The organism is Pedobacter psychrodurus (assembly GCF_004331735.1).
GTDB lineage: Bacteria > Bacteroidota > Bacteroidia > Sphingobacteriales > Sphingobacteriaceae > Pedobacter > Pedobacter psychrodurus.
In genome coordinates, this window is the sequence record NZ_SJSO01000002.1 from 192102 (window position 1) to 208997 (window position 16896).

At 36.9% G+C, this 16896-nt stretch carries 17 protein-coding genes; 2 read left to right on the forward strand and 15 right to left on the reverse strand.

Going from position 1 to position 16896, the window contains the following annotated elements; translation table 11 throughout:
* Nucleotides 1-86: 86 nt before the first annotated feature.
* From EZ456_RS02565 to EZ456_RS02590, 6 genes are all read right to left on the reverse strand, one after another.
* Entirely contained in the window at nucleotides 87-695 is a 609-nt protein-coding gene (locus EZ456_RS02565) for an alpha-ketoglutarate-dependent dioxygenase AlkB family protein (protein ID WP_131527041.1), read from the reverse strand.
* Nucleotides 671-919 (reverse strand): Ada metal-binding domain-containing protein, encoded by a 249-nt coding sequence (locus EZ456_RS02570; RefSeq protein WP_131527043.1) that lies wholly within the window; start codon nucleotides 917-919, stop codon nucleotides 671-673. The genes EZ456_RS02565 and EZ456_RS02570 overlap by 25 nt, the downstream gene beginning before the upstream one ends.
* 5 nt (nucleotides 920-924) lie before the next feature.
* Nucleotides 925-1764: a methylated-DNA--[protein]-cysteine S-methyltransferase gene (locus tag EZ456_RS02575; protein ID WP_131527045.1), complete on the reverse strand. Its 840-nt coding sequence runs from the start codon at nucleotides 1762-1764 to the stop codon at nucleotides 925-927.
* A gap of 101 nt (nucleotides 1765-1865) precedes the next feature.
* Nucleotides 1866-2393 (reverse strand): MepB family protein, encoded by a 528-nt coding sequence (locus tag EZ456_RS02580; RefSeq protein ID WP_131527047.1) that lies wholly within the window; start codon nucleotides 2391-2393, stop codon nucleotides 1866-1868.
* 279 nt (nucleotides 2394-2672) lie between these two features.
* Nucleotides 2673-3011: a n-acetylglutamate synthase gene (locus EZ456_RS02585; RefSeq protein ID WP_131527049.1), complete on the reverse strand. Its 339-nt coding sequence runs from the start codon at nucleotides 3009-3011 to the stop codon at nucleotides 2673-2675.
* Nucleotides 3012-3248: 237 nt separating this feature from the next.
* The gene (locus EZ456_RS02590) at nucleotides 3249-3614 is read right to left on the reverse strand and encodes a hypothetical protein (protein ID WP_131527051.1); all 366 of its coding nucleotides are present in this window, start codon (nucleotides 3612-3614) and stop codon (nucleotides 3249-3251) included.
* Nucleotides 3615-3855: 241 nt separating this feature from the next.
* On the opposite strand from EZ456_RS02590, the gene EZ456_RS02595 reads away from it, so the two are divergent.
* Nucleotides 3856-4203, forward strand: coding sequence for a single-stranded DNA-binding protein (locus EZ456_RS02595; protein WP_131527052.1), 348 nt, complete (start codon nucleotides 3856-3858; stop codon nucleotides 4201-4203).
* Nucleotides 4204-4258: 55 nt separating this feature from the next.
* Here EZ456_RS02595 and EZ456_RS02600 read toward each other — a convergent pair whose 3' ends face one another.
* From EZ456_RS02600 to EZ456_RS02640, 9 genes are all read right to left on the reverse strand, one after another.
* Nucleotides 4259-6310, reverse strand: coding sequence for a TonB-dependent receptor (locus EZ456_RS02600; RefSeq protein WP_131527054.1), 2052 nt, complete (start codon nucleotides 6308-6310; stop codon nucleotides 4259-4261).
* Between the two features lie 75 nt (nucleotides 6311-6385).
* Nucleotides 6386-7705 (reverse strand): PQQ-dependent sugar dehydrogenase, encoded by a 1320-nt coding sequence (locus tag EZ456_RS02605; protein ID WP_131527056.1) that lies wholly within the window; start codon nucleotides 7703-7705, stop codon nucleotides 6386-6388.
* A 542-nt stretch (nucleotides 7706-8247) separates the two neighbouring features.
* The gene (locus EZ456_RS02610; protein ID WP_131527058.1) at nucleotides 8248-8970 is read right to left on the reverse strand and encodes a hypothetical protein; all 723 of its coding nucleotides are present in this window, start codon (nucleotides 8968-8970) and stop codon (nucleotides 8248-8250) included.
* Nucleotides 8971-9037: 67 nt separating this feature from the next.
* A complete protein-coding gene (locus EZ456_RS02615) occupies nucleotides 9038-9370 on the reverse strand; it encodes a 1-deoxy-D-xylulose-5-phosphate synthase (protein WP_165501220.1) in 333 nt (110 codons plus the stop codon).
* 50 nt (nucleotides 9371-9420) lie between these two features.
* Nucleotides 9421-9801, reverse strand: a complete 381-nt coding sequence (locus EZ456_RS02620; RefSeq protein WP_131527060.1) for a DUF7668 domain-containing protein — start codon at nucleotides 9799-9801, stop codon at nucleotides 9421-9423.
* A 128-nt stretch (nucleotides 9802-9929) separates the two neighbouring features.
* On the reverse strand, nucleotides 9930-10295 hold the full coding sequence (locus EZ456_RS02625) for a hypothetical protein (protein WP_131527062.1): 366 nt from the start codon (nucleotides 10293-10295) through the stop codon (nucleotides 9930-9932).
* A 112-nt stretch (nucleotides 10296-10407) separates the two neighbouring features.
* Nucleotides 10408-10980 (reverse strand): hypothetical protein, encoded by a 573-nt coding sequence (locus EZ456_RS02630; RefSeq protein ID WP_131527069.1) that lies wholly within the window; start codon nucleotides 10978-10980, stop codon nucleotides 10408-10410.
* 281 nt (nucleotides 10981-11261) lie between these two features.
* Nucleotides 11262-12608: an ankyrin repeat domain-containing protein gene (locus tag EZ456_RS02635; protein ID WP_225876454.1), complete on the reverse strand. Its 1347-nt coding sequence runs from the start codon at nucleotides 12606-12608 to the stop codon at nucleotides 11262-11264.
* Between the two features lie 9 nt (nucleotides 12609-12617).
* Complete coding sequence (locus EZ456_RS02640; RefSeq protein WP_131527073.1) at nucleotides 12618-13820, reverse strand: ankyrin repeat domain-containing protein; 1203 nt, start codon at nucleotides 13818-13820, stop codon at nucleotides 12618-12620.
* 553 nt (nucleotides 13821-14373) lie between these two features.
* On the opposite strand from EZ456_RS02640, the gene EZ456_RS02645 reads away from it, so the two are divergent.
* Nucleotides 14374-16593, forward strand: a complete 2220-nt coding sequence (locus tag EZ456_RS02645) for an NADP-dependent isocitrate dehydrogenase (RefSeq protein WP_131527075.1) — start codon at nucleotides 14374-14376, stop codon at nucleotides 16591-16593.
* The last annotated feature ends 303 nt before the right edge of the window (nucleotides 16594-16896 follow it).

Below are 16896 nucleotides of genomic sequence, written 5' to 3' on the forward strand. Positions count from 1 at the left end.
AATCATTCATTTATATTGATTTTATACAATAAATTATCCCTCAGGATGACAATATTTTGTATTTCCTTAAGTAAATCCCATTTAAACTAAACCACCATTGTTCTGAAGGTTAGGTTTATCCTTGGCTTGTTTACTTTTTTGGTTGGTGGAAGGCGGTGCAGCCAGTTTGTTTGTGTTTCATCTTTCATCACCAATAAACTTCCGTTTTCTAAAAATAAGGTTACCGTTTCTTTAGTTTTTTTGTGTTTGAAGAGAAATCTTCGCTCTGCACCAAAACTTAATGATGCAATGGCAGAATCTTTTGCTAAAGCCTTTTCATCGTCACTATGGTATGCCATTCCTTCATCACCATTGTGGTATAGATTAAGTAAACAAGAGTTAAATGCAGTACCTGTTTGCTCTTCTGAGATTTTTTTTAACTCCAGTAATTCCTTTGTCCAAGGTAGTGCCATTTTCGATTTATTGGAGTAGGTATAAGAATAGGCTTCATCTCCATACCAGGCTACTTTTCTTTTGGTGATAATGTGTTTGCCCATAATAAAAGCTTCGTCATTCTTCCATTCAATAGTTTTCATCAGCATATCAAAATAATAATCGGCTTCCGATATCGAAAATAACTTGCCATAATAATTTACTGTTCCGCCGTGTGGAAGCAGATTTTGGTTACTATCTATTGTTGTGTTGAATAAATCCATTGTTTATATGCTATTTTTAAGCAATGCCCGCACGGACGGTAACCATGTTGAAGTGCTTCTTCCATTGAATGGAAAAATACACGGTTTTCTTTCTTCATCCGCTTTCCCGATCTGCATTTAAGTAGCCCGTAAATTTTCAATCTGGCATTTCCGCCGAGGCAAATATCTTTGTTTCTAAAACGCTTTTTTAATTCTTTTGTTGAAATATCGACATGTTTAATCATATAGATTAAACATTGGTCTTTGCTGCTTCCCAACCAATCATAGCTGTTTTTCGGTTTACTCCCCAATGGTAACCGCCCAAAGCACCGCTTGATTGTATTACCCGGTGGCAAGGAATGAGAAAGGCTACCGGATTATCGCCAATCGCTGTACCAACAGCTCTGGACGCGTTAGGGTTTTGTAATTGTTTGGCAATGTTGCCATAGGTGGCTAATTTGCCCATAGGGATTTTTAACAAGGCTTCCCAAACTTTTAACTGGAAATCCGTCCCTTTTAAATGCAGTTTAATCTTGTGCAATTTGCTCCAATCATGACTGAAAATATATAAAGCATTTTGCTGTTCTTTATCCAATATCTGCTGATATTGAGCTACTGGGAATTGGCATTGCAAATTCGCAAAAGCAATGTTTTCGTCGTCATAAAAAGCGATATGGCAGATTCCTTTTGAAGTGCTGGCTACAATGATATTACCAAACGGACTTTCTGCAAAACTATAATTGATATGAAGGTTTTCACCGCCGTTTTTATATTCTCCAGGTGTCATGCCTTCAATGTTTACAAAAAGATCGTGCAGTCTGCTGGTTCCTGATAAGCCGGTTTCTAATGCGGTATCGAATAAACTTTGGTTTTCTTTCAGCATTTCTTTGGCATAACCAATGCTAATGTATTGCAAAAAGCGCTTAGGGGTTGTACCAGCCCATTCGCTAAATAATCTTTGGAAATGAAAGGGACTTAAATTTACTTGTTCTGCAATTTCTTCTAAACCAGGCTGTGTTTTAAAATTCGCCTTGATATAGCTAATGGCTTCGGCTATTCGATTGAAATTGATTTCTTCTTGTACTTTCATGGTCTTGACTAATTTATATCCAAAAGTAGTTTGGAAAGAAACGGTAAACTACCCGAAACTTGCTAAGTTTAACCGGGATTTTAAAATCCTGTGTATTTAATTCAGTTGCCAATTAATTTCTTTGCCCTTGCAAGATCGGTATTTCCATTGGTGTCAATCTGAAGAAAATAAGGCGTTTGCCATTGCTGGGTCTTCTCTGCCTGTTTATTTGTCACTATATCCCAGGGAGGATAAACCCTGATCCCTCTTTTGCCCTCTATTCCATTTTTGGTGATAATTTTATGTTGTACCAATATGGCTTTTGGAAAAATAAACTGGCCAGATAGGTCAACACTATTAGCAGATATTATTAATAGGTCAAATTCATCCTGGTCATCAAACGGAGCAGTAATTCCTGCTTTATTCCGCTTCCATATGGTTACAAATTGCCCGGTCTTGGTTGGGGTGATTTTAGAAAGGCGGTGTTTAATTTTTAGCCCACCTAATTCAAAAGTACAGGCTGCATATTCCAGGCTTTCACTTTCTATTTGTAGGTTATTTATTTGATAATCCAGCGGGCTGTAAACTAAATTGGATGCGGTTAGTAATATCAATGGTAATTGGTTTATCGCATTTTCTTTTAGTGACATATTGGGCTTACAAATTGGAACGGGGATCTATTGGTCGAAAATAAGATTTTCAACTATGATTGGTAGTATCTAAAGTATATTATCAATATTGAATATAAGGTTTATATTTTAGATAGCGCCGTCTTAATTAGCTTTCGATAGTATAGGTGGCTAAATTCAATTTTGACCATTAAGGTATTAAGATCGTTAAGGGATTTACTGCTGTACTCGTCTGTTATTCTCAATTATAATTAAAACAGTTTCTAATCTTATATATCTCAATAAGTTAAATAATTAAACTTATTGCTCTTCGATGATCGATTGCCCTTTCGATTTATCTCCCGATGTCCACTGCCAGGTTTCATGAAGTCTAATTTTGCCATTGGCCAATTGTTCTGGCTTTGAATTGCAGATTCCGGTCATGAGTTCACCTTGATCATTTACCTGGTGATAGTGCATTTCGATGTTGCCGTTTTCATCAACTAAGCCAATTAAATGACCAAAAATAATTTTTCCACCCGTGTATTCGGCAGTAAGGATATTTCCTTTTTGTTTATAGCTAAAAATGGTTTCATTAGACGTTTCGCCATTTTCTGTATTGCTGATGGGTTTAAAAAGCTTGTTGTTATAGTTTATCATAAGCTGATAAATCTAACCATCTCCTCCTGAATAAAAAAATCATACGCTTAGCCTTCAACAAATTTTAAGTATTTAAATTTAGTGATAAGTTAAATGTATAATGGTTATTAATTTCCTGCTGATCACTCAGATTAACGCAGCGTAAATTACAAATCAGCGCTTTTCTGCGAAATTTACGGGAGATTATATGCGTCTTTTTATGCTGAATATAATACTAGCAAACCGAAGCGTTTTAAACTACGTTAACCAAAGCTTTTCCTCTTTTTTTACCAGCAGGTACGTGTCTTCACTTAAAATTAGATAACCGTATTCATAGCAGAAAATGTATGTGTTCCCATTCTGGGTTTCATAACTATAGGTATGGTATTCAAAATTAAAACCTGCCGAGTTCAACTTTTTGCGTGTAACCTTTGCCTTGCCACTTGGGTTAAGGGAAGCAAGAATGGCACGATTCTTCTTTAAGATGCTATTTACCCGTTTGATCACAAGATTGTCTTCAATCTTTAAACGATTGTTATAATTGTTGCGACAAGCATCATCGCAGTATTTTTTATCGGCCCTTCCTCTAATCAGGGTTCCGCAGTCTAAACATAAACGTTCCATAATAATTTCTTTTTTATTATTATGGGATGATGACCTAATTTATAAAATAAATGGTGGAATAAAAAAAATATAAAACATCATTTGGAGGCTTTAAATACATATTTTTCGTGTATAAACGTTTATAAACGACTATAAATGTTTAAAATCCGACTAATTTTTGATCATCTTGGCACTTTTGTCCTGTCGGTTATCGAGGTGATGACTGTTCGTTAAACATTTAGAAACTTAAAATTTAAAGATCATGGAAAGTGCAATTAACAAAGTAGTATTGAGCGGATTTGCAGGAGCAGATGCAGAGATTAAAACTTTTGGAAATCAAAAATTAGCGAGGGTTAACCTGGCCATAAACGAAAGCTATAGAAATGCTGCAGGTGAGGACGTAAAAAAAGTACAGTGGTTCAATTTAACTTTCTGGAATGCAAAAGCCGACCTTGCCGAAGCTCAGGTTAAAAAGGGTACAGGCTTAACTGTAGAGGGCAGGTTACAGGCAAATAGTTATGACGGTAAGGATGGGAAAAAACGTTATGCAGTAGACATAGTAGTTAGCGATGTGGTAATTAGAGAAAATGAAAAACAAGAGGCTTTTTAGCTTGTAGAATAATCGCATCATGTAAATGTTTGATTTATATGATGCGATTTAATGATTACAGTTTAATAGAAAGACCCGTGTAAAAATTAATTCCTGCTGCTGGGTTAAAATACCTTCCATTTGCGGCATTTAAATCATTGCCCAAGCTGTAATCAACATTTAGTAGATTGTTTAAGCCTGCAAATAAATCAAGACGGGTTCTGCTTAATCTTAGATTTTTTATTCCGGCTTTTACTTCAAGCAGATGGTATCTTTTAGAAAAAGTGGTATTGGCATCATTTAAGGGAATGGCTGAGGTGTAGTTGTGTTGAGCAAAGAAGTAAAGATCTTTCTTGAAGTTAAATTCGAGACTATTAACCCATATATTTTTTGGAACACCAGTAAGTTGGTTACCTGCATAATTGTTAGTGCCGCTTACAAAATCTTCAAATTTAAATCGGCTCCAAGTGTAATTGCTTCTTAGTTGTAATCCTGTTAGCCATGAAGTATTGTTTTTGATAATCCATAAGGCGGTTTCTAATTCAACGCCTTCTTGTTTTGTTCCACCTGCATTTATGAAATATTCAGCATCATTTTGATTTAGCCTTCTTACAATAGCATTTTTTAACTGATAATGGAATATATTTCCGTTGGCGTAAAAACGGTTATTCCCTGTTTTATACCTCAAGCCCAGTTCATAATTCCAGCCTGACTCTGCCTGCAGGTTATTATTGATGTTGTTATCAGATGACCTTACTTCTGCGATAGTAGGTGTTGAATAACCTTTACTTACTGAGGCCCTAACGGAGAGATCACTTGATATCAAGTAAGATAATGCCGCCTTTGGCATAAATTGGGTATTAAACTTACGCTCTTTTGTAGAAATGACTGCTGGGAAGTAGCTTTCATAGTTGTAGCTAAAAAAGTTTAAACTCGATGCAAGCTCAATCAAAAATTTATTGTTGATGTCGAAGTTTAATCTAAGGTAAGCAAAATCCTGACTGGCTTTTAAGCGGTCTGATGCCTGCATTGTGGTAGCTTCCCCGCCATTGTTATTAAAGTTTTTAATCTGACTTTTGGTGGCAGAACTTTCTAATCCAATTTGAACATTAAATTTAATGTTTTCTTTTGCCTGAGCGTATTCTAAAAATGTTCTTAATCCAAGCGTACTTTCGTAGCGTTTTTCATAATTGGTTATAAACGGGTTCTTAAAATCGGTATAAGAGGTGAACAAAGCAATAACGTGTTTTAACTGTTTATTGATCTGATAGGAATTAGATATTCCTCCAAAAATGGTTTTATTGTAAATGGCAGCTTGCTGTGAAATGGCCCCAGGTAATGTTGGGGTTGCCGGACGGGCCAGTTTAGGATCTTGATCTAATTGTGCAGCCGTTAATCCGCCTGGTGTTTCGTAATTTAAATCGCTATAAAAAGCAAAAGCTTTTAAACTGCCAGCGTTGCTGTAATTCCATTGCTGCAAAGTTTGAAAATATTTTCTGCCTATTGCACTGTTTTGTCGATAGCCATCACTTCTCTGATATCCTTCGCTAAAGCTGAAACTGTACTTTTTATATTGCTGTTTGATTGATGCAGTTTGATGGAAGAGACCATAGGAACCGCCAATCGCTGAAATATTAATTTCATTATGATTTATGGCAGGAGGATTAATCAAAATGGCACCACCTATATTTGCACCAAAAATACTGGCTTCCGGTCCCTTATAAATTTCTATCATACCTACCGCAGAAACGTCTAAGGCATTTAGGTAGGTATTACCACCTGCATCAGTTAGGGGGAAATCATCAATGTAAATTTTAATATTTCGAATGCCAAAGGGAGATCGGAGTAAACTGCCACGAAGCGATAAACGATAGCTACCCGGCGAACGTTCTTCCATTCTTACACCAGGAACAGTGTTTAAGGTGCTCACTAAGGAACTGCTCGGCTGATTTCCGATTAAATTGCTATCAATCAAAGTTACGGCTGATACCGATCTTAATAATGAATGCGAATTGTAATAGCCTTTAACGGTAACTTCTTCGAGTTTTTTGGTCGAATCAGGTTTTATCGTTTGCGCTAAACCAGTAAAAGAAAATAGAATTAAGAATAAAGTAAGGTTCGGTTTCAATAGAATGATAGTTTTAACCACAGATTGGCAGATAAATTTACTGCATATTCTGCTAACCTGCGGTTATTTTATAAATTATTTAGCGGATACTTTCCAAATGATGCCGCTAACATCATCTGCAATCAATAAGGCTCCATCAGGCGTTAGGGTAACACCAACAGGCCTTCCGTAAACCTCAGCCTTATCGGCATCAGCTACAAAACCACTTAAGAAATCTTCAGGTTTACCTGTTGGTTTGCCATCTTTAAAGGGTACAAATGCCACTTTATATCCAGATATCGTTGATCGGTTCCATGACCCATGCTGACCTATAAATGCACCTCCCTGATATTTTTTTGGGAATTTTGTGCCTTTGTAAAAGGCTAAGCCCAAAGAAGCGGTATGTGCGCCCACTGCAACATCAGGAGCAATAGCTTTTTTAACCAGCTCTGGATTTTTACCTTTTAAACGGGGATCTTCATTCTGACCAAAATAAGAATATGGCCATCCATAAAAGGCGCCTGGTTTAACACTGGTTATATAATCTGGAACAAGATCATCTCCTAATCCATCGCGTTCATTTACTGCTGTCCAAAGCATGTTTGTAACTGGTGCCCAATCTACACCCACGGGGTTGCGCAAACCCCTGGCATAAATTTTCTCACCTGTTCCATCTGGATTAATTTCCAATATGTTGGCTCTTCTTACTTCATTTTCCATTCCATTTTCACCAACATTACTGCCCGATCCAACGGTAATATAGATTTTGCTTTTATCTGCATTGGTAATTAGATTTCTCGTCCAATGATTGTTGTATCCACCGGCCGGTAGGCTCAAGATTTTTTTTCCTGTTGCGGTGATTTTGGTATCGCCGGTTTTATACGGATATTGCCACAATCCATCGGTATTGGCTACATAAAATGAATGACCAATAATTAGCATTCCAAAAGGTTGATTAAGGCCATTCAAAAATGTAGTAACGGTTTCAGGCTTGCCATCTTTGTTTTGATCGCGGTATAGCAAAATTGCGTTGGCACTTTTGCCAGGTACTTCAGACTTAGCCTTACCTGTTATGGTATTTGCCACTGCTTCTACAGTGCTTCTTTCTGAATTAGAAAGGGCCACAAGCACATCCCCGTTTGGGGCAATATAAGTATTGCGTGGACTTTTAATGTTCGAAGCAAATTTGGTTACCACAAAACCCTCTGGAGCAATAGGGGTTTTACCTTCAGGCCAACCGATAACTTTGCTAAATTTACTTTTGGCTGCATTCGTATCGGGTGCGGGTAAATCTATAGCACCATTTTTGGTTGTAACTGTTGTATCTTCTCCCTGTTTTTGTGAATTAGAATTGGATTGGCATCCAAAGAGGAGGGCAGTGGAAAGCATTGATGCGTAAAAAATCTTGTTTTTCATGTTAACCGATTTTTGATTAAGAATTTGTCTCAAAAATATAACATCGAAAACGGGGAGAAGTTTTTAGCCAGGGCATAATTGCCACAACCCTAGAATAATAAAAGGAAAGTACCCTGGAGTACCTTCCTGGAGAGCGCATAATATTTTCCCTGGTTGAATGCTAGATCAACAGGGAAGTACTTTTATATAATTTTTTTTAAAATTGAGATGTTGTTTGACCAACAGAAATCTTGTCACCGAAAAGATGATGCATTTTTAAGATTATAGGAGCGTAGCAAAGGAATTTGAGCATAAATTTCCAGTAATTAGTTTGAAAGCGATTAGTTAAAACTAAATTACAGCATTATACCTAATTTTTTAGTTAAATTTTGTTAAATCGTTTCTAACTCAAAACCTGTATGGGCAAAGCAAAATAGAACATAACGTTTTGCCGCTTGGCGATGTGGCGGAATTTAGCATAAAAGTTCAATAGAATTCTTGCCATTCAACCTAGTGCAGATGTTTCATAGAAGTGCTTCAGCCGTTATATTGGCAAACTGATGTTATGCAGTCTGCTTTATTTCACAGTACTTTAATTTTAAATTTTTCAAATACTTGTCTTTTGTTGTCGTCAAGCATTTCTTCAATAACTTCCCATTTATTAGGCTTAAAAGAAATTCCGTATGTTTAACTATTTTGTCGTCAAGTTTAATTTTTCTATACTTTGTCAATCTGTCTATAAGAATTTCAGAACTTTTTAATGCTGCTTTATTTGCTAACTCACAATATAAAATGAGATTAGCATTTCTTTCGGTAATCTCGGTTATATTATCAAGTTTAAATTTTGTCAGATTGTTCAAAACGTCTCTCGAAGATTTGTATTGTGAAAAGTATGGTAAAATGCTCTCCCGAATTTTTCTCGTCAAAAAATCGGCTAAAAGTGGATATTCCTGAGTAATTCGGTAGTAATTTCTGATTTTTGCAATTAAGTCTTCAATTTTTTTTGATGCTGTCAGTTCATAGTTTAAAATAAAAGTGTCAGCATCGTAAATAGAGCAAATAGAGATTTCAGTTTTAAAGCCGTCAGAAGTTCCCATCCAACTCCCTCTTGTGTCAAGGTGAATTATATGAAAAAGGTCATTAGATTGTTTGATAAGTTTTCTTCCTTTTAGCTTAAAGCCGTCTGCACTAAGATTATCAGCAATAATCTTAGTTAAGTCTTTATAAGCTGTTTTTAAGCGCTCCTTTTTTAAAGGGGTGTAGACTTTTAAATCTTCCCAATTCATTTTCGATGTTCCGTTTTAAGCTGCCACATAACCATTTTTACTTTGCTGGTACGGCACTGTCACTGAGTCATTTTGTATTTATTGCTTTGTTATTCGTGTTGTTTGGGCGGTTTCGAATTTCTTTCCAATATTCTTCCTTTACATCTTCGTCAATATGAATTGGGATTCTTTCTCCGTAGAGCCTGTCACCTCCGTCTTTTTTGCATCCCGAAATCCAATAATGTTCTCCAGTCTCTACATCAAAATAGTTAGCCTTATATCCTTGTCCACCTAAAGTTTGAAAGGTTTTTCCATCGTAGTGAATCGATTTTCCGGTCTTGGAAAATTGTACTCTTCCGATCCTAGCCTCACCTGTCAAACTCTCTCCTTTAAATTCGATATACATTATTCTTGTTTTCATGTGGATGGGGCTTTAGTCACTCGTCTTTAGCAAACGTTTCTTTATTTGTGTTATGGGACGTAAACCAAATAGATATCAACAACATAATTATTGTCTTTTTCCCTTACTTCAACGTTAAGTACTAAATCACTTAAACCCTCATTTTTAGTGAAGAGGTCAATTATCACGTTCCAATATTCACCATAATAAATGTAAACAGATGTATCCCAAGTTTCGTCTGGTAAATCAATGAGTTCCTCTCCGTAGTCCTCGATGTACTCTTGTATTTGTTCCGCAGTTTCATCTGAAACAAGATTTACATTATTCACACCTAAACTTAGGTTGTAGTCTTTATTTACAAATGCCGTAACTATGTTTTTAAAAATGGGTCTCCAAATGTGTGGTATTGGAAGTTCTTCTTCTTCGTTTTTTTCTACTAGGATTTCACTCATTGTCTTTAATGTTTGCTAAAGTTTTGGGGCTTGGCGAATGGTGGCGGTTAGGATAAATTTATTAAAAACTTGAAAGATTTAAATGATTTTCCGCCAATTTAGCAAAATCGCTTTTAGTGGAAGGCAGATCATATATTATCTCTTTTATTTGCATAGGATTTATATTTTTCTCCAAACTCTAATTCCAAAGTGATTCTGATTAACGCGGGATAGGCAAACCAAAACTTATTTTTGATTCTGTCGTCCATATATTCTTCACCATATTCAGACTTATAGTGTTGAATATGGAAATCATCTAAAGGAGCCTCATCTATTGAAAGTAATTCTTTTCTGTGTTTGACAATAAGATCTAAAAATTTCAACTTGCTGGTCACCCCGAAAGCTAATAGTTCTTTAAGCTCGTCTGTATAGTCACATGATGCAAAGTCATTCTGCTGTGGTAATGTCTGACGTAGAACATCATAGATTTCCTTTGCCGTTAGTGTTGGTTCCATGTTGAATCGTTTAGGGATACATTTTGTCGGGCTTTGCATTCGGGTGGGTTTCACAGCATAGCGCTTTACATTTGCACATTAGCCCGTTTTGGAAAATTTTACTTATTTTAGATTATTTAACTAAGTTTTCCTGTAATTTTTTTTCGATGTCTTTAGCGTTTAATATTAACGCAGAGAATTGCGGATCTGATTTTACCAGTAAGAATTTTCCGTTCGGAAGGATAATTGCTGAGGTTCCACAAGAAGTTGCTTCTTTAAATAGTAATTTTTTAAGAAAGCCAGAATCGGTTTCTATTTCTAAACCCTTCGATTTAACCGGGCTGAAACTTTTTCCTTCCTCCCGGTATTGGTAAATGGCAACTTTTGGTCTGGCCTCGGCTTTCTCGAGAATGTTTTTTTGAAAGGTCCACCTTACATTGTTCAAAAACTCTGCGTTCTGATAGCTAAGGTCTTTCCAGCAGTCATCTTTGTTGAAATCGTATTTGATGATAATGGTATCTTTTAGGACAAGTCTTTGGTTTTCTTTTAAAAAAACATGAAGAGAATCTACTTGTGAATCGGTTAATGTTCCTGCTTGATAGCGTTTGTTTTCATCTAGGTACAGTTTAGGCGAACAGCTATATATCACAATAGTAAAAATAATAAGGGCAAATAACTGCAGTTTAATTCTGGTGCGGTTTTTCATTTGTGTGAGCATTAAAATTGAATTTTCTTGGCCCGATTTTGATCATTTGGCTAAGAAAATTGTTAAGCATAAATTTATAACTAAAATTTTAATGAACAATATAGAATTAGCGTCATTTCCCCATTTTGCCGCCAATTGTATATTTCTATATAATAATCGTCATTATAAGAAGGCTTTTTCAGCCTTCGAAGCAATCTTACAACGATCGCTATTAGCGAGCGCATTAAGATTGCTTCATCCAATGAAAAATTGGCTTCGCAATGACGACTATGGCAGCTAACTTAACCTTTTAATATTTTGGTCTTTTCTGCATCAAATTCTTCCTGCAATAAAATACCGGCATCTAATAATTCTTTCAGATCTAAGAGCGCCTGCTTTTTTGATGTGATATCATTTTTAGCCTGCTCGGTACTGTTTTCAGCAAGTGCTGCACTCTTAGTTGGCTGGTTAGAAATATTTGAGGGACCAAATTTTAACAAGAGTTCTGTAATTTCATTAAAACCCTTAATATTCGAATAATCTATTGCTTTCTGTTCCTTTACATTTACAATGCTTGGATCGGCTGATTTTTCGAGTAAAAATTTTACTGCATCTTTTTTACCATTGGCAGCCGAGTAATGTAAAGCTGTGTTCCCGCTTTCATCCTGAATATTAACATTTGCACCTTTTTCTGTTAATAGCTTTAACATGCTTAAGTGGCCGCTTTTGGCTGCTACATGTAACATACTTTCGCCTCCATAGTTGTAATGGTTATCGAAAGAGAAGCTGGCAGAAATGGAAATGTTATTGGCGGTTTCTACCCATTCTAAATACGAATACATCGAATCGTCGTTACCTGAAAGTGGTTTTGCATAGTTTACATCTATACCATTGGCCAAAAATAAATCAACAATTTCTTTCTGGTTATTGGCGCAGGCATACCAGATTGGCGACAGGCCATCTTTTGACGAAACGAATACATCTGCGCCCTTTTCTACCAATATTTTGGTTAACATCCTGTTGGCATCATAACAGGCAATTAATAAGGCCGATTCTCCAACATGATTAACGTGGTTGATATTGCCACCTTTTTCGAGAATAAGCTCAACCATTGGTGTGTTTTTAGATTTAACCGCAAAAATTAAAGGTGAATCGCCGTGTTTATTGGTGGTGTTGATATTGGCACCGAATTCCAATAATTTTTGAACAATTTCTTTGTTCCTCCAGTTTGCAGCAATAAGCAAAGGGGTTTCTGCCTCGTTATTTTCACCGTCAACTTCAAGGCCTTGATCGAGTAGTTTTTCTAACACTTCAATCTGTCCGCTTTGAGCAGTAAGGTGTAATAAGCTGTTGCCTTTAAAATCCTTAATATCAACTCTTGCACCCTTATCTAAAAGAAACAGTGCGGTTTGTTTCTGTTTTTGTAAACAGGCAAAGTAAAAAGGTGTTTCGCCAGCATGATCTTCGTAATCTAAAGCTGCCCCACAATCTATTAAAATCTGTACAAGGTCTAAATACCCACGGTGGGCGGCATAATGGAGAGCTGTTCTACCTTTTTCATCTGTATATCCTACCTCTACCTCTTGGTTGGCCAATAAAAGTTCGGCTATTTTGCGCTTGCCGCTCTCGCAGGCAATAATAAATGACATCGACATATTTTAAGATTGTTTCATGAGCAGTTCAACAGTTTTTATTTTCAGGTTATCATCAGATGCAAGCATCAGTGCGGTTTGATCCTGATCGTTTGTAACCGCAATATCTGCTCCGTTTTCGAGCAGGAGCTTTACTTTTCTATAGGTTTCTTTTGCTTTTTCTGCTTCGTAGTTTACATTGTAGGCACAAACTTTATGTAGCAGGGTATTCCCTTCATTATCGGTCCTGTTGACATCTACCTGTCCGGTTTCTAGAACGGCCTGTAAAATATCAGCCTGTTTTTCGGCAATTAAATCCAGTGGTGTTTTATCTGCACTATACCAGGTACTAGCCTGATATAAATCAGCGCCATCTTCAATCAGTTTTTTAAGGAAGTTGATGCCACTTTCACTGTTCGACATCATCCGCACATATTCGAATAAAAGTGTTACCCCATTTTTATTTATTTGATCGAACTGTGCTGAGGCATAATTGCGCAAGGTATCGTATATATTTTCGCTTTGCAGGTGCGCCACTGCATAAAAGAAAGCTGAGTTTCCATCGCGGTCAGTATGATTGGGATCGGCACCATTTTCGAGTAGATGGGCAATTAAATTTTTCTTGTTAAATTTTATTGCGGTAATTAATGGGGTTTCCTGCACCACACTGCCCTCGTTAATATCAACACCTTCGTTAAGGAGAACATCGATATATCCTTTAAGTAGATCAGTAGCCTGTTCGTCATTTAGGTTATGCCTGCGGAAACTGCTTTTTACTACCTGATGGATGTAGTTTTCTTCTGCATTGTTTTTGAAGTTAGCGCTGCAACCTGCGTTGATGCCGGCTTTGATTACGGCTAAACTCACCCCGTTTTCGAAGAGATAACTTAATAGTGTTTTGGTGTTTACCTCATCATTTAAGTTATCGAAATGGGCAATAAATTCATTGAAAAATGCGATGTCTTCATCTTCATTGCCAAGGTTCCGAACAATAGCCTGAAAAATGCTTTTGTCAAAACTATCGAATTCATAAATATCGGTTTCGATGGTTTTGTCTTTCAGCATCATATTCAGGATTTCATACTGTTTCTCTCTAACGAGGTTATCAAAAATAGAAGATTTTTGATGTTCTTGTAAGTTTTTGGAGAGTTTTTGGCCGTTCTGCATCAGGCTTTTGGCCTCTTCGAATTTACGGGCATTTAACTGTTGATCTAAGGTAGGTTCGGTCATTTCAATTAAAATATTTAAATAGATAGATATATGCTTTTGACGCTACAAAAGTTTAGCCAAAGAAAAGGTTAGTAAAAAAAATATAGATCTTGAACTAAAAACAGATAAAACCAGACCTTATTACATCGCTGCTTATTTTTTTGGAAAGCAGTTGAAGCATTCCATAGGTTGCTTTCTTACTGCTCTACCTTTCCCGATGAAAAATCGGGACCGTTCGATCAGGTTTAGTTTTGGTAGTTTTCTGCTACTATGCTGTTTTTCCATAGCACAGGCTTAAGTTTCTAGCCCTGATCGGAGCGAACACGAAGTAAAGCAGAGAGCAGGAATGACTTTAATAATTGCAAATGACCTTGCGCTCCAAAAAATGATATCTGAACATCATTAATATTTTACCTTATATATATAAAGGATGGAACAATCTACACCATAAATAACATTGCGATGTTCCTTAATTCATTCGATTATTTTATCTTTAGGCGATTTTAAAAAGATTGGTTTACAAACCTAGAAACCGATTGAATAATTAACCTTAATAAGCAAAATCAATATAAACATGTCAAATACATCAAAAATTATCTACACCAAAACCGATGAGGCGCCTATGTTGGCAACCTACTCACTTTTATCTATCGTACAAGCTTTTACCGCATCAGCTGGTATTGATGTAGAAACCAGAGATATTTCTTTAGCAGGAAGAATTTTGGCAAACTTTCCTGAGTATTTAAAAGACGATCAAAAAATTGGTGACGCTTTAGCAGAGCTGGGTGCTTTGGCTACCACTCCAGAAGCTAACATTATCAAATTACCAAATATTTCTGCTTCTATCCCTCAATTGGTAGATGCAATTACTGAGCTACAGTCGCAGGGTTTTGCAATTCCAAATTATCCTGATAATGCACAGAGCGATGAAGAAAAAGCAATTAAAGCTAAATATGCAAAAGTTTTAGGTTCGGCTGTAAATCCGGTTTTACGTGAAGGTAACTCTGATCGTAGAGCGCCTAAAGCCGTTAAAAACTACGCTAAACAAAACCCACACTCGATGGGTAAATGGTCGGCAGATTCGAAAACTAAAGTGGTCAGCATGACTGAAGGCGATTTTTATGGTTCAGAAAAATCTACAACTGTTGCCGAAGCAGGTCAATTTAAAATAGAATTTGTAGCTGCTGATGGTACTGTAACTGAATTAAAAGGTTTATCGCCATTAAAAGCAGGAGAGGTGATCGATAGTTCTGCATTGAGCTTATCGGCATTGAAAACTTTTGTAGCCAAAGAAATTGCTGAAGCTAAGGCAGCAGGCGTATTGTTATCTGCGCACTTAAAAGCAACGATGATGAAGGTTTCCGATCCAATTATTTTCGGTGCTATTGTTGAAGTTTATTTCGCAGATGTTTTTACTAAATACGCCGATCTTTTTAAGGAACTGAACATCGATACCAGAAATGGTTTAGGTGATGTTTATGCGAAGATTGCAGGCAACGCTAAACAGGCAGAAGTTGAAGCCGCTTTGGCGCAAGCCATAGAAAATGGACCAGCTTTAGCTATGGTAAATTCTGATAAAGGAATTACCAACCTACATGTGCCATCTGATGTGATTGTTGATGCTTCTATGCCGGCAATGATCCGTACTTCGGGACAGATGTGGAACAAAGAAGGTAAAGCACAGGATACCATCGCTTTAATTCCAGACCGTTCTTACGCTGGTGTTTATACTGCAACCATTGATGACTGTAAAGCAAATGGTGCTTTTGATGTAACCACCATCGGCTCTGTACCCAATGTTGGTTTAATGGCTCAAAAAGCTGAAGAATATGGTTCACATGATAAAACTTTCCAGGCTACTGGAACGGGAACTATCCGTGTTACAGATGCAGCTGGTAAAGTGTTTTTCGATCAGAAAGTAGAAAAAGGCGATATCTTCCGCATGTGCCAAACTAAAGATGCACCAATTCAGGATTGGGTAAAATTAGCGGTTAACAGGGCACGTTTATCGGAAACCCCTGCGGTTTTCTGGTTAGATGAAAAAAGAGCGCACGATAGAGAAATCATCGCTAAAGTAAATACCTATTTAAAAGACCACGATACTACCGGTTTAGACATCCGTATTTTGGCACCAATTGAGGCAACGAAGTTTACTTTGGAGCGTATCCGCAAAGGTTTAGATACCATTTCGGTTACTGGTAACGTATTGCGTGATTATTTGACAGATTTATTCCCGATTTTAGAATTAGGAACATCTGCTAAAATGTTATCCATTGTGCCTTTAATGAACGGTGGTGGTTTGTTCGAAACCGGTGCTGGTGGTTCTGCTCCAAAACACATTGAGCAGTTTATTGAAGAAGGTTATTTACGTTGGGATTCATTAGGTGAGTTCCTGGCACTTCAAGCTTCTTTGGAGCATTTATCTCAAACACAAAACAACACAAAAGCGCAGGTACTGGCCGATGCTTTGGATGAGGCTAACGCTAAATTTTTGGCAACAGACAAATCTCCAGGTAGAAAATTAGGTACTATTGATAACCGTGGTTCTCACTTCTATTTAGCTTTATATTGGGCTGAAGCTTTAGCTGCTCAAAATAAGGATGCAGATTTGCAAGCAAGATTTGCACCGTTGGCTAAAACTTTATTAGCAAACGAAGCGAAAATTAACGAAGAGTTGATCAGTTCTCAAGGCAAGCCTCAAGACATTGGTGGTTACTATAATCCTAATGATGAGTTGGCAAGCAAAGCAATGAGACCTAGTGAAACATTAAATACTTCTTTGGCTTCTTTGTAGGCTAAATTAAATGATAATGGAGCGTCCCGGTGTAAAATCGGGACGCTTTTTTTATGAGTTGTCAACTTTAATGTGCTACTGATACGGAAGTTGACAACTCTTAAAATATTCTGGTATTTTGAGGTGAAATCGAGCGGCTTTTTAATGGCATAGCGTTATTAAATATATAATCATTTTTAGAACGTTGACAAACTTTGGTATTTGGAAAGCAGTTGCAGAAGCTTTTAGGTTATATCAGTCCCGCTCCCGCTTCTGCTCCCGATGAAGGATCGGTAGCGTCTCGCTTTGATCGGGTTTAGGTGG